The organism is Formosa haliotis (genome assembly GCF_001685485.1).
Classification (GTDB): Bacteria; Bacteroidota; Bacteroidia; order Flavobacteriales; family Flavobacteriaceae; genus Formosa; species Formosa haliotis.
The window spans coordinates 97,971-117,959 of record NZ_BDEL01000001.1 but is presented as its reverse complement, the minus strand read 5'-3'; the positions used below and the strand labels follow the sequence as shown (position 1 = coordinate 117,959).

Annotated in this window: 11 protein-coding genes and 2 pseudogenes; 9 read left to right on the top strand and 4 right to left on the bottom strand. The window is 34.0% G+C overall.

Translation table 11 applies throughout. The annotated features are described in order from the left end of the window. Position 1: 1 nt before the first annotated feature. Positions 2 to 1,317: pseudogene (gene murA, locus A9D35_RS00515) on the top strand (UDP-N-acetylglucosamine 1-carboxyvinyltransferase). A 77-nt stretch (positions 1,318 to 1,394) separates the two neighbouring features. Here the strand turns inward: murA and A9D35_RS00510 are convergent. Next, complete coding sequence (locus A9D35_RS00510; protein ID WP_066217728.1) at positions 1,395 to 1,910, bottom strand: hypothetical protein; 516 nt, start codon at positions 1,908 to 1,910, stop codon at positions 1,395 to 1,397. A gap of 319 nt (positions 1,911 to 2,229) precedes the next feature. Here A9D35_RS00510 and A9D35_RS00505 point away from each other — a divergent pair, with 319 nt between their 5' ends. The 7 genes and pseudogenes from A9D35_RS00505 (at position 2,230) to A9D35_RS19005 (ending at position 8,393) form a co-directional block, all read left to right on the top strand. Further along, complete coding sequence (locus tag A9D35_RS00505; RefSeq protein WP_066217726.1) at positions 2,230 to 4,137, top strand: FAD-dependent oxidoreductase; 1,908 nt, start codon at positions 2,230 to 2,232, stop codon at positions 4,135 to 4,137. A gap of 522 nt (positions 4,138 to 4,659) precedes the next feature. Further along, the gene (locus A9D35_RS00500; protein WP_066217725.1) at positions 4,660 to 5,253 is read left to right on the top strand and encodes a YceI family protein; all 594 of its coding nucleotides are present in this window, start codon (positions 4,660 to 4,662) and stop codon (positions 5,251 to 5,253) included. A 24-nt stretch (positions 5,254 to 5,277) separates the two neighbouring features. Beyond that, complete coding sequence (locus tag A9D35_RS00495; protein ID WP_066217721.1) at positions 5,278 to 6,576, top strand: hypothetical protein; 1,299 nt, start codon at positions 5,278 to 5,280, stop codon at positions 6,574 to 6,576. 284 nt (positions 6,577 to 6,860) lie between these two features. Then, positions 6,861 to 7,445 (top strand): YceI family protein, encoded by a 585-nt coding sequence (locus A9D35_RS00490; RefSeq protein WP_066217716.1) that lies wholly within the window; start codon positions 6,861 to 6,863, stop codon positions 7,443 to 7,445. Positions 7,446 to 7,624: 179 nt separating this feature from the next. Next, positions 7,625 to 7,969 (top strand): redoxin domain-containing protein, encoded by a 345-nt coding sequence (locus A9D35_RS19015; RefSeq protein WP_235817825.1) that lies wholly within the window; start codon positions 7,625 to 7,627, stop codon positions 7,967 to 7,969. A 41-nt stretch (positions 7,970 to 8,010) separates the two neighbouring features. Then, positions 8,011 to 8,247: pseudogene (locus tag A9D35_RS19010) on the top strand (redoxin domain-containing protein); the annotation flags it as partial. Continuing rightward, positions 8,235 to 8,393, top strand: a complete 159-nt coding sequence (locus A9D35_RS19005; RefSeq protein WP_235817824.1) for a hypothetical protein — start codon at positions 8,235 to 8,237, stop codon at positions 8,391 to 8,393. The pseudogene A9D35_RS19010 and the gene A9D35_RS19005, both read left to right, overlap by 13 nt. A gap of 144 nt (positions 8,394 to 8,537) precedes the next feature. On the opposite strand, the gene A9D35_RS00480 is transcribed toward A9D35_RS19005, so the two are convergent. Genes A9D35_RS00480 through A9D35_RS00470 form a run of 3 tightly spaced genes read right to left on the bottom strand, consistent with a single transcriptional unit; the run spans position 8,538 to position 10,865 of the window. Continuing rightward, the gene (locus A9D35_RS00480) at positions 8,538 to 9,203 is read right to left on the bottom strand and encodes a helix-turn-helix domain-containing protein (RefSeq protein WP_066217715.1); all 666 of its coding nucleotides are present in this window, start codon (positions 9,201 to 9,203) and stop codon (positions 8,538 to 8,540) included. Between the two features lies 1 nt (position 9,204). Further along, on the bottom strand, positions 9,205 to 10,038 hold the full coding sequence (locus tag A9D35_RS00475) for a sensor histidine kinase (protein ID WP_066217714.1): 834 nt from the start codon (positions 10,036 to 10,038) through the stop codon (positions 9,205 to 9,207). A gap of 17 nt (positions 10,039 to 10,055) precedes the next feature. Next, positions 10,056 to 10,865 (bottom strand): tetratricopeptide repeat protein, encoded by an 810-nt coding sequence (locus A9D35_RS00470; protein WP_141675448.1) that lies wholly within the window; start codon positions 10,863 to 10,865, stop codon positions 10,056 to 10,058. Between the two features lie 408 nt (positions 10,866 to 11,273). On the opposite strand from A9D35_RS00470, the gene A9D35_RS00465 reads away from it, so the two are divergent. Next, positions 11,274 to 19,682, top strand: a complete 8,409-nt coding sequence (locus tag A9D35_RS00465) for a PKD-like domain-containing protein (RefSeq protein WP_066217710.1) — start codon at positions 11,274 to 11,276, stop codon at positions 19,680 to 19,682. Positions 19,683 to 19,989: the final 307 nt, after the last annotated feature.

Below are 19,989 nucleotides of genomic sequence, written 5' to 3'. Positions count from 1 at the left end.
TATGGCTACATTTATTATAGAAGGACAACACCAATTAAAAGGTAGCATCCAACCTCAAGGCGCAAAAAACGAAGCCCTACAAATTTTATGTGCAGTACTTTTAACTGCCGAAGAAATTACAATAAGTAACATTCCAGATATAGTTGATGTAAATAAACTTATCGAACTGCTACGCAAGCTAGGTGTAAAAATTAATAAGCTTTCTCCTGGCACTTATACGTTTAAAGCAGACGAGGTAAATTTAAAATATTTAGAATCTGAAGCGTTTAAAGAAGACGGGAAAGGATTACGTGGTTCTATAATGATTGTTGGACCGCTTTTAGCCCGTTTCGGAAAAGGTTATATACCTAAACCAGGAGGAGATAAAATTGGTCGTCGTAGATTAGATACCCATTTTGAAGGTTTTATAAACCTGGGCGCAACCTTTAGATACAACCGCGAAGATCACTTTTATGGGGTTGAAGCGAAAAAACTAAAAGGAACCTATATGCTTCTTGATGAAGCTTCTGTAACTGGTACTGCTAATATTGTTATGGCCGCGGTTTTAGCCGAAGGTAGAACAACCATTTACAACGCCGCATGCGAGCCCTATTTACAACAACTTTGTAAAATGTTAAACCGAATGGGTGCCAAAATTAGTGGCATTGGCTCTAACATGTTAATTATAGATGGTGTAGATAGTTTAGGCGGAACAGAGCATCGTATGCTTCCAGATATGATTGAAATTGGAAGTTGGATTGGTTTAGCTGCGATGACAAAAAGCGAACTAACCATAAAAATGTAAGTTGGAACGATCTTGGGCAAATCCCAAATGTAATTAGAAAATTAGGAATTACGGTAGAACAACAAGGCGACGATATTCATATTCCAGCACATACAGATGGTTACGAAATTCAGAATTTTATTGATGGCTCTATTTTAACCATTTCCGATGCCCCTTGGCCAGGTTTTACTCCAGATTTACTAAGTATTATTTTAGTAGTTGCAACCCAAGCTAGAGGAAGTGTTTTAATTCATCAAAAAATGTTTGAAAGCCGACTTTTCTTTGTCGATAAATTAATCGATATGGGCGCTAAAATTATTCTTTGCGATCCGCATCGTGCTACAGTTATTGGTCATGATTTTAAGTCGAGCTTAAAAGCTACTACTATGACATCGCCAGATATTCGTGCCGGGGTTTCTCTTTTAATAGCTGCCCTGTCTGCAAAAGGGACATCGACCATTCATAATATAGAACAAATAGATAGAGGTTACGAAAACATAGACGAACGCTTACGTGCTATTGGTGCGAAAATTACTCGTATAGATAGTAACTAAATAAAAAATATAGTTAAAAAAAGTGGGTTGAAATTTAAATTTCAACCCACTTTTTTATGTTATAATTTGTAATATGCCTATTGCAACGTTTCTTTTAAAGTATTAAAAACGGCTTTTTCTTTATCGCTAAATTTAACACCTCCAAAGCCTAGAAAATCACCTTCTGTACCTGCATGGGCCACATTATCTGCAATTTCTAGTAACCAAGTTTTAAATTCGTTTACGGTCTCGTCAGACTCTTTTTCCTTTAGCACATTCATAGTAGCAGAACATTCCGCTAAAACTTTGGTTGCTAATTCTTCTTTACTTTTTACGCCATACGCTTTAATTTGATCTACAAGTCGGTTACGCTCTACTTTAGCATCTTCCATAGCAACCTTTGGATCTTTGGTATTTGGAACAATAGCTTGAATTAATGTGTTATTCGGATACTTTTCACGAGCTCCAATATAACTCTTTGCCGTTGCAAACATTTCTTTTGTGGTGCCTACTAATCCACTGCTATCTGCTCCTGCTATTATACCCCCTACTAACTGTGGTAAAGCTGCAATTTTATTCCATTCTTCCTCAGTGTACTTATCTAATTTACTCATTTTTATATGTTTTAATTAATCTTAATGAAAGTAGTATTTTTAAAAACGATTACTATTAAAATAATATTAAATTATACAAGCATCTTTTTTTTTCGATTCAACATCATACCAAAAGCTAAGGTTCTACAATAAAAATTTTAGTTTGAATTGCTTACTAAAACAATCCTTCAGTATCCTATAATTTATAAAAACAAGGCCATTACAAATTCTTAAAATCTACATATTGACATCATTACTAAGTAAAACTAATTATATTTGTACATACCCTCTTAAAACTTCATTTTTTTGGGGGTATTTTAATTTATGTAAACCCGTACTTATGATTAAGTCTACAAAACAGCTTTTCTACTTTTCGTTTATTTCCATGCTATTTACGGTTCAGGTTATCGGACAAACACCTCAAGAAAACACAAATCCCTATGATTTGGTTATTGTTGGCGGAACACCTTCGGGAATAATGGCTGCTATTGCTGCAAGTAGAGCAGGAAAAAATAGTATTATTATAGAACGTTCTAAACATATAGGAGGTTTACCGGCAAACGGACTTGGAGCAACCGACATACAAACACGTGGAGCCGTTGGAGGCTTATTTAAAACCTTTGTTAGCCGCATTGAAAAACATTATATAGATACCTACGGAAAAAATTCAAAACAAGTAAAAGATTGTAGTAATGGTTATCATTTTGAACCCTCGGTTGCAGAAGCCGTTTTAGAGCAAATGATTTCAGAACATCCTTCAATTACAGTATTAAAATATCATCAATTTGATGTGAATCCAAAAAACATTACTGTTGAAAATAATAGAGTTCGAAATATTAAAATCCTTAATCGTGCTACAGGACACCATCAAACCATAACCGGGTTAACGTTTATAGACGCCACTTACGAGGGCGATTTAATTGCAGCTGCAGGTATTCCTTATTTAGTAGGTAGAGAAGGTCAGTCTGAATATAATGAAAAATATGCGGGTAAAGTCTACAAATATTGGGAAGGCCCAATAGGCGCAGGATCTACTTTCGAAAAGGACACTACTATTCAGGCATTTAATTATAGACTGTGTTTAACCACGAATCCAGATAATTTTGTAGCCATAAAAAAACCAAGCTCCTATAATAGAGACGACTATACGTCTTTAATCCAGGATGTGGTAACAGGAAAATATACCGGACACCATTATTTTAATTATTTAAAACATCATGCAGAGCCGAGACCGGTACTTAACCATCCCGAACAAAGTAGCAAACCAAAAGTTCCTGGAGCTCCGGAAGGGATAAATAGACTTGTAAATAAAATTACAATTCCGAACTCTAAAACAGATGCCAACAATCAGCATCTTGCTTTTATTTCTACCGATTTGCCAGAGGAAAATTGGAAATGGCCAGAAGCGAGTTGGAAATGGCGAGATACTTTTGCCAACAGACTTAAGGACTATACTTTAGGGTTACTTTGGTTTGCACAACATGACGAAGAACTTCCTGATTGGTTTAAAAACGAATGCCTAAAATGGGGATTAGCTAAAGACGAATACGTAAGTAATGATAATTTTCCTAGACAAGTTTATGTACGAGAAGGGAGACGTATGCAAGGCTCCTATTTTTTTACTGCTCATGATGCCTTACCAACTGCAAAAGACAAAAGACCTCCCCTTCATGCTAATAGTATTTCTGCAGGACATTATTCTATAGATTCTCATGGGGTTAGAAAACGCGAAGACAATCGTGTGCATTTAGATGGTTTTATAAGTTACGCTACAGAACCTTTTACCATTCCTTACGGCGTTATAGTTCCAAAAACTATAGAAAACGTCTTAGCACCTGTACCTATTTCTGGATCGCATTTAGGGTTTTCGGCCATTCGTATGGAACCCACTTGGATGGCTTTAGGTGAAGCAGCAGGTTTAGCTTCTGTTATAAGCATAAACGACCAAACTCCAGTACAATCCATATCGATTAAAAAGCTTCAAAACCAATTGCTAGAAAATAACGCAGTTCTTATCTATTTTAAAGATATTTCTAAAACAGATACTTATTATAAGGCCATACAGTTTCTAGGGTTAGAAGGTGTGTTTACCGATTGGAAAGCTAATCCTAATAAAAAAATTCATAAAAAAGATATTGAAAAGGCTTGCAAAAACCTCAATTTAGATCCTACTACGTATTATGGAAAAAAAATGAAAAGATATGAATTTGCAGAACGCCTCTATAAAGACTATTACCAAATTCAATAATTAAACAGCAGCGCAAAAAAACAAAATAAATTACATCTTATTTAAAGCATAGTATTCATTTTTAATACTATGCTTTTTTTTAGTCCCTAAAGCTAGTTTTAAGGAAAACATAAAAATAAATTCGCCCTAAAGGGGGGAAAATTTATAAGGTTCTTTTAAACAAAATAACACAAATTTAACCTTTAGAGTATCACAACTCATTTAATTATATCTAAATTTTATGACATTTGTCATGTTTTATTGAATATTCATTAATAAAATTGACAAAACACAGATATTATTACAACGTTATCGTTGTTAAAAAAATGTTAAAACAAAAAGTTTTATATGTGGTGTAATACCACAGCATATCTCATATTAAGCCAAAATTGTGTTAATACACTTAGTGCTACTGTATATACAAGAGTAAGCGAAATATATAGATGCGTCGTATATTTGCACTGCAAATTCAGGTTTTTATACATCGTATAACTTTAAACCTTTTTTTGAAACCATAATAATCAATACTAAAATTTTTTAATTATGAAAACTGAAAATCATTCATTAAAAATTTCACAGAAATTATTTCTTTTTATTGCTTTATTCGGAACCTTAACAACGTTTGCACAAACGTATACATTAAGTAATTCTGATTCTAAACTAACTGTATTCGGAACTTCAAGTTTACACGACTGGGAAGTTGTAGCGGAACAACAAAGCGGATCTATCGTTTTAGACAATGCTACAGAAACACCTTCTATTACCTCTTTAAATTTTGAAGTAGTTGCAGAAAGTTTAAAAAGTGGAAAATCTGGTATGGATAAAAACACTTACAAGGCTTTAAATACAAGTAAATTTAAAACCATTCAATTTAAATTAACTAAAGTTAACGCGATTACAGCTAACGGAAATGGTTCTTATGCAGTAAAATCTACTGGAGACCTTACCATTGCAGGAGTAACCAATAGTATTGCTTTAGATTTTACTTTAAATGTTAATGGTACAACAGCTAAACTTAATGGAGACTATAGCTTTAAAATGACAAGCTTCAAAATAGATCCTCCTAAAGCTATGTTTGGAACCATTACCACAGGTGATGATTTAAAAATAGAATTTAGCACTGTTTTAAAACAATAATTTAATCAATTCAAATCAAAACAAATGAAACAATTTTACACAACGCTTTTAGTAGTAGTTTTAGCGCTTACAGGTATAAGTGTTAATGCTCAAAGTAGAGATTTAGATAATTACAGAAAACCAGATCAACGTGGGATTAATGTATTTGAAGATCCTAAAGATACCATTTCTACTTTCGAAAAAATTAAAGTAAGAATGGGTGGTTCTTTCGCTTTACAATTTCAAGGCTTAAGTCATGAGAATTCAGGTGTGCCTTTAGCACAAATCGGATCTAACTTTAACTTACCTACAGCAAACTTAGATTTAGACGTTGCTTTAGCGCCAGGTGTTAGAATGCACTTAAGAACATATTTATCTTCTCGTCACCATCCAGAACCTTATGTAAAAGGTGGTTTCTTTCAAATAGACGCTTTAGACTTTATTAAAGAAGGTCTTTTAGATAACGTTATGAAGTATACGACTATTAGAATTGGTCAGATGGAAAACAACTATGGTGATGCTCACTTTAGAAGAACAGATAATGCCCAAGCTATTTACAACCCATTTGTTGGTAACTTAATCATGGATTCTTTTACAACTGAAATTGGAGCGGAACTTTACTACCAAAGAAATGGATTTATTAGTATGGTTGGTTTTACTAACGGTAAATTAAATCAATCTGTTGTTGAAGGAAGTAACGGAAAAACTGGTGGTGCATCATTCTTAGCTAAATTAGGTTACGATAAGCAAATAAACACAGACTTAAGAGTAAGATTAACAGGGTCTTTATACAACACTGGATATATCCCAAGTTTATACTTATATAGTGCAGATAGAGCAGGTTCTAGATACTACAATGTATTAGAAGCTCCTGGTTCTACTGGATTTAGATCTGGACGTTTTAACCCAAGCTTTAAAAATAGTGTAACTGCTATTATGATTAACCCATTCGTGAAATATAGAGGATTAGAATTTTTCGGAACAATTGAAAACACTTCTGGTTCTACAAATTCAACGACTACTACAGATGACGAAGGAAACGTAACTGTTATTCCTACTAAAGACGGAAAAACACAACAATATGCTGGAGAATTAATCTACAGATTTGGTCAGAATGAAAAATTCTACGTAGGTGGACGTTACAATGTAGTGTACTCTCAATACGATGACACAGACGATATCGATATTTCTAGATTCCAAGCAAGTGCTGGTTGGTTTATGACAAAAAACATTTTAACTAAAGTAGAATATGTAACACAATCGTACAACGGTTACCCAGAAACTAGCATCTACAACGATGGTAAGTTTAATGGATTCATGTTCGAAGCTGTAATTAGTTTCTAATTCTAGAAACAACTAAACTTATAGATTGCATAATAGCCTTCTAAAAAATCCTCACCTGTTTAAACTTGGTGAGGATTTTTTTATTCAGTAGGTTTTCTTCTTAAATACAATCGTATATTTAATGTATTTCATTATTAAGCTACCGTATTAACGCTTAAAAATCTAGTAAAATTAAATCCTAATTATTAATTTTAGATATTCATTTCAACCGAATCAAACAAACCACAAATGCATAGTGCGATTAACTCAAACAAAACACTAACCCATAACCATTAAAATTAAATATGACATTAAAAAAACTAGCTGTCCTATTAGTTGTAATTATCGGTTTATCTTTCGTTAATAGCACACAAAATAAATCTGCATTTATAAGCATATTACCAAGTAGTAAACTCACCGTAAATGGGGTTACTAACATTGCTAACTTTGCTTGTAATTTTAATGCCCTAACACTAAAAAATAAAATCCCGGTAAGTTATACCATTTCAGAAAACAGTATTGCTTTTAACAAAGCTAAATTAGTATTGGTAAATAATGAGTTTGACTGCGGAAGAAAATTAATTAATAAAGATTTTCATAAATTATTAAAAACAGAAGACTATCCTGAAATAGAAATTAATTTAAAAGAAGTAAAACGATCTATTACAAAACCTGTACGTACTACAGCTACTGTAGATTTTAAAATTGCTGGTGTTACAAAAACGTATACCATTCCTATTTCAGTTTCTCGCGACCATACATTAAAGGCTTCTGGAGATATCCGTTTAAACATTAGAGATTTTGGATTAGAAAATCCTAAAAAAGTCTTAGGTTTAATAAAAATTGAAGATGTTGTTACTATACATTTTCAATTAGATATAGAAACCTAAACACCACCTTGTATTCAAAATTCTAATTTAATGTCTAAGGACTTTCCTTTCATTTACAAACCTGTTATTCCCTCTTTCCAATTATATATAGCGTAGCATAAATAAAATTAAAATTTGATGTTATGTTACTCTGCCCTATCCGACTTAAATTAAATACAATTATAAACCAAACATTTAGAATGAACTTACGCACCATTAGTCTGTCGCTATTTGCGGCATTATTATTAGTTAACTGCAAGCAAAAACAAGAAACACCAGTAGTTGAACCCACAAAACAAGAAACCACTATGCCAGAAGAAGCTGTACCTACTTTAAAAAGTGAATTAGACGCCAGAAAAGATAATTTTAATGCCAAAGCAGATGAAGATGTAAAAACCGATTATGCTAACGGATTAAAAGCTGTAGAAGAAAGTGGTGTTGTAGAACAAGCTAAACATGTTGGTGAAAAAGCTCCAGATTTCACCTTAAAGAACGCAGTTGGTGAAACAGTTACTTTAAGCGATTATTTAAAAAAGGACCTGTAGTCCTTACTTGGTACCGTGGTGGATGGTGCCCTTATTGCAACCTAACGCTACAAAGATTACAACAAGAACTAAGTAATTTTCAAGCAGAAGGCGCAAATCTTTTAGCACTAACTCCAGAATTACCAGACAAGTCTTTAGATACTGCTGAAAAACAAGAACTAGAATTTGAAGTTTTAAGCGATGTAGGAAACGTTGTAGGTAAAGAGTACGGTATAGTATATACGCTAACCGATGCCGTTGCCGAACGTTACCAAAAAGTTTCGATTTGCACGGTGTAAATGGAGACGAAACCAATGAATTACCATTGGCTGCTACATACATTATTAACCAAGATGGCATGATAACTTACGAGTTTTTAGATGTAGATTACCGTAACAGAGCCGAACCAGCCGATATTATCGCTGGGTTAAAAGCACTTAAATAAGAGTATAAAAAAGAAAGAGGCTGTCCTCCCAAACAGCCTCTTTTTAAAATAAGTAGTATTGACTACTTCAACTAATAGCTGTTGCAAATATACAGTAGTAGAAGTATTTAATTTTACGGTAATCCGTAAAACAGTAAAATAAATTTAAATTAAGCCTAAATCTTTGGTAATAGCCACCAAATGAATGGCATTATTGGCATTAAAATGCACCTTTAAACGGTTTAAACGCTTTTCTATAGAGCTTAAACTATTAGGTTTTAAATTTCTAGTTTTTAGTTTTTTCGATATTTCTTCTTGCGAAAGGCCTTCAGATAAAAACGAAACCAAAATAATATCAAAGTCATTTATCTCTACAAAAGACGTTTGGTCTAGTGCATGTTCTATAGATGTGGATACATAGGTAACATCTTCATAAACACTAACAATAGCGCTCTGTAATTCGGTTAACCCAGAACGGCCCTTACAAACATAGCCGTTAACCTTAACATGTTCTAATAAATTGTTTGCACGTTGCGCTCTATCTTCTACAGAATACACGATTATTTTTATGGGAATATTCTCGTCTCGAACGGCTTGTGCCAATTCATCTCCAGATTTTAATTTCTGAATTCTATGGTCGGGTTTAAAAGATAAATCAGTAATTAATAAATCGAAAGGCTCTTGGTCTGCTCTTGCTTTTTTTAGTTTTAATAAAGCATCATCGCAGTATTGTACTTGTTCTACATGCTCTATCCCCAATCGATTAAGAATGGTTAAAACACCCTGATTAATACTTCCTAAATCGTCTGCAATAATTACCTTTTGAAACATGCTATATCGTTATGTGAGCTTTAAATCCTTTATTTTTTTCAGATTCAAAAATAATAGTTCCTTTAATAGCTTTTATACGGGTTTCCGTATTTTGAAGACCATTTTTATAATGTAATGCAGATCCGACCCCATTATCGGAATAATCAATATTAATTTTTTTTGAGTTTTGTTTAAACCCTACAACAACGACAGAAGCATTACTGTGCTTTTTCATATTAGTTAAAAGCTCTTGTAACACCCTATAAACCGTGGTTTTTTCAATATAGCCTAAAATATCCCAATTTACTTCAGACATGTTTTTAGTAATCACTTTTACAGTAGATGTAGAATAACTTTGTAATAAACCTTTTAAAACCTCTTCGAAGTTAGATTTTAAATCGATGCTATTATTTTCTCTCGAAATATCTCTTGTTTTATTATAAATAGATTCTAAATCATCTAACAAAAGATATTTATTGATGTTTGAAGTTTGTAACTTCGTCATCACTTGATACACATCGTTAGCCACTTCATCATGAACTTGTTTAGAAATTCGAGTCTCTACATTATAAACCACTTCTAATTTTTCTTTTCGATGTTTCAATTGAAAAATTATAAAAACCGATACGCCACAAATAGTCAGTATGCCTCCTAAAGCTTGTAAAATTAATATGGAACGTTTTTTCTTTTCATTTAACAATTGCATACTGTCTGCTCGTTCCTTCTCTTGGTCTAGATTATATTTTTTAGCAGAAAAGTCGTTTACTCTAAGTTGATGCGCTTCTTCTAAACTATCTTTAAGCTTTTGGTAATACACCAATCGCGAATCGTCTTGCAGACTTAAAAGCAAAGCCAAGGCCTTCTCCTTATTATTTACACTATTAATTTTTCGGCTAATTCATATGCTCTATCTGCATAGTGAATTGCGCGTTCCTTATCTGAATTTTCTTTATAATATTCTGCTAAATGCACATTACTAATAAACATGCCATACCTATCGTTTTCATTTTCCCTCATACGCAAGGCGCTCATCATTTTTTCCAGACCTTCTTTATTATTCATTTTTGCCTGAACAACACCTAAATTATCTAAGGCCTTCGCCTGTCTATCTGGCAAATTTGACGTTGTTTCTAATTGAAAAATGTTAAGAAATTCGGCTTCAGATTTTTTGTAATCCTTCATTTCTTTATACACATTTCCCTTATTTATAAATACAGCTTCTTGCTGGTCTATGGTAGGATCTAAGCTTAAAATTTTATCGTAATATTTCAAAGCATCCTTGTAATTATACCACGTTTTATTTAGGGTACCTAAATGATTTAACAAACCTATTTTCCCGTCTTTTGCCCAAACAGATCCTGGCAAAGAATCTAAAATTTTTAGACCTAAAACTGCTGTGTTTTCACTATCGACAAACAAACCTAAATTACGTTCTGTTATGGCTAGTAACCGTAAATTAAATATGGCTTCTTTGTACTTTTTCTCTTCTACATTTATTTCATACTGAGATTTAAAAAAGGAATGAGCTTCCGATAAATCTGATGGATTTTGAGGATTTACAGCGTAACCAAGATACAACGCGTTTAAAGAGTCTTTAGTTGATTGCCCCGATAATTGAAACGAAATTAAGAGACAAAACAAAAGAAATTGTAGCAACCTTAAGTGGTGCTTAAAACGACTCATAGCTATAAATATTTAGGAAAAAACACACAATACTGTGGTAAATTTATTACTCCATAAAAATAATGGAATTATCTTAAAGGATGGAGAAAAACCTTGAGCAATTGTTTAGGAGGCAATTATAAAAAAGAGATTTAGCAATTATTCCTTATTTTTTTGCAAATAATTTCATAAAACTATACTCCCAATAGGAATAACAAACTTTACTACATGATCACAATTTACGCGTCCTACCCTATTTCATTTGGAGGTATAATACCTCTAAGTACAAACAATTTAAGGTTTTTATTTTAAAGTAATACAAATTCATATTTTCTTGGGAATTTTTATTTTACTTCACTTATATTTGTTACTTTTTACACCAACTAAACCATTACGCTGTTTTCTATTAACTAACACAGTAACCAATCTATGCATAACTTTACTTTACACGCTTTTTTATCTAGAAAATCTAGTATCACCGAATTGGTGAATACTATTTCATTTAAAATTATAGGATTATTCATACTACTTTTTGGTATGTTTACGCTTGGTACTCATGGTGTATTTGCTAAAGCACCTGTTTTAAATTCATTTAGTACTTCATATAATTATACCTACTCAAAAACTAAAAATCTATACGGACTTGAGAATTCTTCTGAATTGACACCTATTCAACAATTAAGCCAACCTGGAGAAATACAAGGACCGCAAAATGTCTGTCCTGGTACAACAGTAACGTACAGTGTACCTCAAGTTACTAATGCCACAGAGTATATTTGGACTTTACCTACAGGTCTCACTATTATTGATGGCGCAAATACAAATAGTATTACGGTATCTATTGAGAGCTCCGCACCATTTGGTCAAGTGCATATTAAAGTTGTAGCCAAAAACAATACAGTAACAAGTCAGGACAGACAGAAAGTCATTGATATAAAAAGATTGTCTGTGGCTCCAACAACAATAAGATTTGATAATACAAATTTTTCTGGGTCTAATATCTGCATTAACCATACAGGTCAGAATGAAAATATAAATCTAACTGTAAGTGGGGGTGTTTTAGGAGAAGGTGCTAGACCAAAATGGTATGAAGGAAGTTGCAATGGAACTTTAAAAAAGGAAGGAAATGATTTACCTGTAAATCTACTTGAAGGGCAATCTAAAACGTTTTATGTAAACTATCAAGGCACTTGTAATACTACAGATTGCATCACTGTTACAGTAACAAGAGGTGGTTCTTTAGACGGCACTTCTATTGGTGCAATTACTGGACAACAAGAGGTCTGTAAAAACTCAAACAATATAACTTACACCGTTCCAGAAGTTAGCAATGCTGCTAATTATACTTGGACACTTCCGCCTGGTGCTTCGTCTACAACAGGAAATTTAGTAACGACCACAAATAGTATCACAGTAAATTATGTAAATGCTAGCGCTGGAAATGTAACGGTGGTTGCTAATGGAGTTGGTGATTGTGGAGGTAACTCATTGAAATCTAGCCTTGTAATTAATATTGAAGACGTACCAAACGCACCTAGTTTCATTAATCCTGTTTCTAATATTTGTTATGGAGATTCTCAAACTTATACAGTCTCAGAAATTCCTGGAGCGACTTCATACAATTGGACAGTCCCTAATGGAGCCTCTATAGTTTCTGGTAATGGAACTCGATCTATAACTGTAAATTTTAATACGGCTTCAAGTGGTAATATTACTGTAACTGCAGTAAATGCGTGCGGCACTGGAAATACTTCAACATTACCAATAACTATTAATAATGTTCCAAATAATCCCGGTCCTATTACTGGCCCTACAGCAGTATGCCCAGAACAAACTATGGTAGAGTACACAATCCCTAGCCTACCTAATACAACGTCCTATGACTGGAGAATTTCTAATGGCTCAGCTACTTTTAACGGAACTTCAAACACCAACTCAATTGCTTTAGACATTTCTAACATACCTTCAAATAATTTTACAATATCTGTAGTTGGTGTGAATGCATGCGGGGAAAGCGCTTTGGCTTCTGAATTAATTATACATTCTAATATTGTACCCATAGCTCCTTCAAATATTACGGCTACACAAGAAATTATTTGTGCTGGATTTTCAACTACACTTACTGCCAATGGCGGAACATTAGGTACAAATGGTGCTGTTGAATGGTTTACAAATTCCTGTGGTGGAACTCCTGTTTCTGGTGGAACTGGTAATACTATTACAGTATCTCCTACCAACACAACTACCTATTTTGCTCGTTATAAAGGGGATTGCGGAGAAACATCTTGTGCGCAAATCACAATTAATGTCGTTCAACCTGTAGATTCGGCAGGTAGCATCGTAGGAAACGAAATTGTTTGTAAGGGTGATACGAATGTAACTTATACCGTCCCTACCATTGAAAATGCAACAAGTTATATATGGACGGTATCAACAGGTGCTAGTATTACTTCAACACCTCCTTATTCTAATAGTATTACAGTCGATTATTCTAACTCTACATCATCTGTAGATATTTCTGTTAAAGGAACCAATGAGGTTTGCGGAGAAGGTAATCCATCATCACTAACTGTCACAATGAATACTCCTTCAGTAGCTCCTTCAAATATTACAGCTACACAAGAAACTATTTGTGCTGGATTTTCAACTACACTTACTGCCAATGGCGGAACATTAGGTACAAATGGTGCTGTTGAATGGTTTACAAATTCCTGTGGTGGTACTCTTATTTCTGGTGGAACTGGTAATACCATTACAGTATCTCCTACCAACACAACTACCTATTTTGCTCGTTACAAAGGGGATTGCGGAGAAACATCTTGTGCGCAAATTACGATAACGGTTAATCCTATTCCTACGGTTATAGCAACTCCTACATCACAAATTGTTTGTTCTGAAGAAACAATTACTGATATTGTACTAACTAATCCAAACAATGTAAATGGAACAACTTTTTCATGGGAAAGTAATATTGACGATGTAAGTGGATTATCATTTATTTCAACAAGTACTTCTAATACAATTTCAGGAAGCTTTTTAAACACTACTGGGGCTCCACAAACGGCAATATTTACAATCAAAGCTTCTGCAAACAGCTGCGAATCTATAGAAACGACTGCCACAGTAACTGTTAACCCGGAACCTGTGATTTCTGTTAATCTGCCAAGTCAAACCATTTGTAGCGAAGGTTCAATTTCAGCTATAAATATTATTAACGAGAATAGTGTTAGTGGAATTTCATATACATGGACTCGAGATAACTCTACCAATATTACTGGAATGAATGCTAGTGGAAGTGGCTCTCCTATTTCAGGGGCCTTAACCAATACCTCTGGAGTTATTCAAACTACCACATTCACAATTACTGCTTCAGCTAATGGTTGTACCAGCGAAACGACTGCTACGGTATCTGTTAATCCGGAACCTGTAATTTCTGTTAATTTGCCTAGTCAAACCATATGTAGTGAAGATTCCTTTACACCTATAAATATTATTAATGAGAATAACGTTAGCGGAATTTCATTTACCTGGACTCGAGATAATACTACCAACCTTATTGGAATGAATACAAGTGGAAATGGCTCACCTATTACGGGAGCTTTAACCAATACTTCTGGAGTTATTCAAACTACTACATTCACAATTACTGCTTCTGCTAATGGTTGTACCAGCAAAACAACTGCCACAGTAACTGTTAACCCGGAACCTGTGGTTTCTGTTAATCTACCTAGTCAAACCATTTGTAGTGAAGACTCTATATCTGCTATAAACATTCTTAATGATAATAACGTTAGTGGCATTTCATTTACCTGGACTCGCGACAATACTACGAACCTTACTGGAATTGATGCTGGCGGAACAGGATCTCCAATTTCTGGAACTTTGACAAATACCTCTGGAGTTGTACAAACTACTACATTCACGATTACAGCTTCAGCTAACGGTTGTACCAGCGAAACGACCGCTACAATAACAGTTAACCCGAAACCAGAACTAAGTGCCACGTTTACTCCTGAAATTTGTTCTGGAGAAACTACGGACATATCTATTGTAGATGAAAATAACGTAGACAAATCTTTAACTTACGTTTGGTCTAGAAATAATACATCTGGAATTACAGGACCTTCAAATGGCGATAGTAATAATATTGCTATTAATTTAACAAACACAACTAATACAATACAAACTACTACATTTACGGTTACTGCCAATTCTGAATATAATTGTATTTCCGAACCATTAACCGTTACAATTTCCGTTAACCCTAGTCCTACCATTTCTGCTACAAATACCTTGCAAACTATTTGTAATGGAGAAAGTATTAATGACATTATTTTAAGTAATCCTAATGATGTTTCAGGTGTTAGTTACAGTTGGACACGTAACAATACTACAGGAATTACCGGTTTAGAGAGCGGTACTGGGTCCTCAATATCTGGATCTTTAACTAACGTAACGAATTCCCCACAAACAACGACGTTTACTATTACTGCAACGGCTAATGGCTGTGCTAGCGAAATAACAACAGCTACTATAACGGTAAATCCTGATCTTGTAATTGCGATAGACCCAGATTTAAGACCTGGTGTTAATGAAACTATATGTAGTGACAGCTCAATAACTCCTATTCAGATTTTAAATGTTAATAATGTTGACGATGTAAAGTATTTTTGGGAGCGGACGGATGATTTTTCATCTTCCGTTTCTGGAATGGAGAATGGAACAGGTCCCAATATATCAGGTACGCTTACAAGTACACATAACAGAAACAGAATAGTTAAATTTAAGGCTTGGGCTGAACTAAATGGTTGTATAAGTAACGTTATTGAAGGTATTGAAATTAGAGTTACTCCAATTCCAATTGTCCAAGTCAATCCTACTACACAAGCTATTTGCGATGGAGATTCATTCTCTATGAATTTTGATACCACGAATTCTACGAATAACACAAACTATTCTTGGGAAATTACAAATCTACCTGCTGGAGTAACAACAAGTAGCCCGTCTGGTACAGGAATCACAGCTTCAGGTACATTTACAAATGCAACTACAGAGACACAAACCGTGACATTTACAATTACCGCTACAAGGGCTGGTTGTAGTACTACTACCACGGCTACAGTTGATGTTTATGCACAATTTACCAAACCTGAAATTGGAGATGACCAGGCCGTATGTTTATATTCCTATCCTACACCTCTACAATTTATAAACCCTAACCTAGGTGGTTCTGGCAATTATTCTTATCAATGGCAACGTAGTGAAAATGCTAATAATGAATTTACAGACATAAATGGTGCCAATTCTATTACATATCAACCTCCAAGAGTGCCTCTTTGGCCTTGGGATGCTGTAAATTATTATTACAGAGTTGTTGTCTCTGATGAGTGTGGCACAGAAACTAGTAATATTATATTTATCCAAGTTATCACTGACGCGGGATTTAATATAGAATCTACGGGAAAACCAGAAGGTTTTCAATGCCCTGGAGATGATTTCACAATATCGATAAGTTCAATTCATGGAAGGTGGACAGCAGTAAGATACTCATGGTCATCTAATTCAGAGTTTTTCTCTCCTGCTTCAGGAGGACCTGTAGGAACTACCGATGATCCCGACGGTTGGTGGGATATATTTAGAGAATCTGAAGGAAGTACAGATCAAATAATATTACAAAATAACACCAATGAAACCGTGACGAGTCAATTTGAAATCACACCTCACGTTTACGATTACTCAAACAATCCTACTGAGGATGATCTAATTTGTAGTATTTCTCCGGAAATTATAGACGTTACAATTTATCCTACTCCAAAAATACTTTCAGTAACAGCTGAAGAAGAAAATATATGTAGTGGTACAAGTACTACTATCCTTGTTGATGGAAATATTACAGATGCGGATATGTCGTTTAGTTGGACTAGGAATGAAACAACAGATGTTACAGGAGCTAATAGTGGAGAATCAACTTCTGCAGATATAGATGACAACAATGTATTTACATTAAGTAATGAATTAATTAATACATCAACTAGCCCAATAACAGTAACCTATACTATAACTCCAAAATCAACAACTTGTGATCTAACTGGTGAACCAAAAACCATTGAGATTACCGTATTACCTTTTATAGAAGCCGTAGCGAGTTACTCAGGAACTTTAGAAAACTGCGATGACACTACCGTGAACTTACAGGCAAATAATAATATCGCTGGAGTTTGGACTGCTTTACCTTTAGGAGGTGTGTTCTCTAGCACTACAGATCCTAATGCAATTTTTACAGGAGAAAGTGGTACAAATTACACATTAACGTGGACCATTAGTAATGGCGAACTCTGTGGAGATAGCAGTGCAGAAGTGGTTGTAAATATTCCTGCTTGTTCTGGTAACGATTTCGAATTTAATGGGATAAATACTTCTGTTAATTTTGGGAATGCATATAATTTAGTAGGCCCTTTTAGTATCGAAATTTGGGCTAAACCAAATAGTGACTCTGGAAACCAAACGATTTTCTCTAAACGTAGTAGTACCAATACCACGTCTGGTTACGATTTAACCCTTTCAGGTACAAGTATCCAATTTAACTATAACGACGGAGGTACTATTTCAGCATCTGGATTATCGGATACACGTTGGTACCATATTGCAGTAACCTATAACGGTTCCATATATAAACTATATATAGATGGAGTTGAAAAAGCAACAGCTGCTGGTAATGGCGTACAAACTAATTCAGGTCTCGCTCTTTTAGGTGCAAAGCAAACCGCAACACTGCCTAACAATTTTTACAATGGATGGTTAGACGAACTACGTATTTGGAACAAAGCACTTAGTGTAGACCAAATACGAGAAATGATGAATCAGGAAATTCAAGATAACTCTGGTAAAGTTCGTGGCGTAGTAATACCAGAAAACATTTCTGGTGATTTAAATTGGAATTCTAATTTAGTAGATTACTATCAAATGGGTAGTAGTGTACAAAATGGAATTTTAACCTCTGCCAAAGGCTCAACTACAGGAGTGTTAAGAAATATGACAGATATACAACAAGAAACTGCACCTCTACCTTATAATACTTTCGCTTCTGGAAATTGGGATACCGAAAGCACATGGGCTAATGGTGCTGTTAATCAATTACCTAATAGTACAGATATAGATTGGAATATTGTAAAAATCAATCATAATGTTAATATTTCTTCTGAAAGAGAAACTACAGTATTAGGTTTAATTGTAGAAGACAATACTTTAACAGTTCTAGACGAAACACCACTTTACGTTTCCAAATACCTTAAGTTAGATGGAACACTTAAATTAGATGGAGAAGCTCAGTTATTACAACCAGAAGGAAGTTTGGTAGATTATACTGGAGCGGGAGGATTACTTAGGGACCAGAAAGGAACAAAAAATGTTTATAATTATAATTACTGGGCATCTCCTGTTAGTACAGCTGGTAATGTAAATAGTAGAACTTATTCATTACAGGACATATTACACGTTGGTTCAACACCTGTGGGTTGGACAGCCGATTTTAATGGTGCAGCTGGAAATCCTCCTTCTATAAGTACTCGTTGGCTATATACATTTTATGATGCGATTGCCAATATGAATAGTTGGAACAAGATTACTCAAAACGAAGAAATACCTGTTGGATCTGGATTCATTATGAAAGGTACTTCTGCTGATAGTTACACTTTTATTGGTCAACCGAATAATGGCGATTATTTAGCTTCTGTAACTGCGGGTAATGATGCTTTGGTAGGCAATCCCTACCCTTCTGCTATCGATGCAAACACCTTTATTACAGATAATGAAACTATATTAAATGACGGTGGTAATAATGGGGAAATTAGGTATTGGAAGCAAGCTTCAACAAACAACTCACATGTAACTAAAGAATATCTAGGTGGTTACGCATCTTATAATCTAACTGGAGGCACCCCAGGCGTAGCACCTGAAGGCATTGCAGGATCTGGAGACGCATCCGAGTTTGTTCCTGGACGTTATGTTCCTGTAGCTCAAGGATTTTTTATAACTGCTGGACAAAGTGGAAATGTTATATTTAATAATGGACAACGTATCTTTAAAACACAAACAGATGGGGTAACTTTCTCTCGTAGCGTAAGCACTTCCTCGAATGAAGATAATGAGGTACAACGTTTACGACTAAGTTTTAAAAATCCAGACAATGCCATTAGACAATTATTATTAGGGTTTACACCAGATAATGCGGCAACAGATGGGATCGATTTTGGTTACGATGCTACTAATTTTCAAAATCTGCCAAATGATATGCTATTCTTAATTAATAATAAAACATATATTATTCAAGGAGTTGGTGCATTCGACGAGAGCAAGCAATATCCTTTAGCCGTACTAATGGGTAAAGATGGAAATATTGAAATTAGTTTAAAGGAGTTAGAAAATTTTGATACCCCTATAGATGTTTATATTTATGATAGTTATTCAGATACTTATACACAGATAAACAACTCAAAATATAAGACACACTTAGATAAAGGTGATTATATGGACCGTTATTTCTTAGCGTTTAAAGATGAAAATAAACTAGATATAGTCGAAAACGAATTCAACAGTATTAAGATTAATTATCTAAACCAAACAAATGAAATTCATATTAAAACACCAGATTATACAGAAATCAAACAAGTATATTTAGTTAATATACTTGGTCAAACAGTTCAAACTTGGAATGCTACAAACGCACCATTATCACAAAATTGTAAAATCCCTGTTAGAAGAGTATCTGAAGGAAATTACATAATAAAAGTAGAAACTACTAACGGTGTGAAATCCAATAAAATTAGTATAAAATACTAATTAGTTAAACCTAATTTTTATATTATAAAGTACAGAAAAGTCCCACTAAGTTTGGGACTTTTTTTATTATTATTTCTATATAAAAAGGTTTTATTGTTAAAAAAATTGAACACTAAAGTTAATTTGCCTCAAGGTTACAATATCACCGATTCAAATCAAGATAGCTACATCTTTACATTCATTAACCTTAAAATCATTTTTTATTAATTGATTTAGCAAATCCTAAAATTTATCTATTCAATATAACATATTAAGATTTTTAAGCTTTCTATATATCATGTTTGGCAATTCAATATCACCAACCTAA

Bases quoted from the DNA above. Each gene is read 5' to 3' on its own strand.
- A9D35_RS00510 (WP_066217728.1), bottom strand. From the start codon at position 1,910: ATGAGTAAATTAGATAAGTACACTGAGGAAGAATGGAATAAAATTGCA.
- A9D35_RS00505 (WP_066217726.1), top strand. From the start codon at position 2,230: ATGATTAAGTCTACAAAACAGCTTTTCTACTTTTCGTTTATTTCCATG.
- A9D35_RS00500 (WP_066217725.1), top strand. From the start codon at position 4,660: ATGAAAACTGAAAATCATTCATTAAAAATTTCACAGAAATTATTTCTT.
- A9D35_RS00495 (WP_066217721.1), top strand. From the start codon at position 5,278: ATGAAACAATTTTACACAACGCTTTTAGTAGTAGTTTTAGCGCTTACA.
- A9D35_RS00490 (WP_066217716.1), top strand. From the start codon at position 6,861: ATGACATTAAAAAAACTAGCTGTCCTATTAGTTGTAATTATCGGTTTA.
- A9D35_RS19015 (WP_235817825.1), top strand. From the start codon at position 7,625: ATGAACTTACGCACCATTAGTCTGTCGCTATTTGCGGCATTATTATTA.
- A9D35_RS00480 (WP_066217715.1), bottom strand. From the start codon at position 9,203: ATGTTTCAAAAGGTAATTATTGCAGACGATTTAGGAAGTATTAATCAG.
- A9D35_RS00470 (WP_141675448.1), bottom strand. From the start codon at position 10,865: ATGAGTCGTTTTAAGCACCACTTAAGGTTGCTACAATTTCTTTTGTTT.
- A9D35_RS00465 (WP_066217710.1), top strand. From the start codon at position 11,274: ATGCATAACTTTACTTTACACGCTTTTTTATCTAGAAAATCTAGTATC.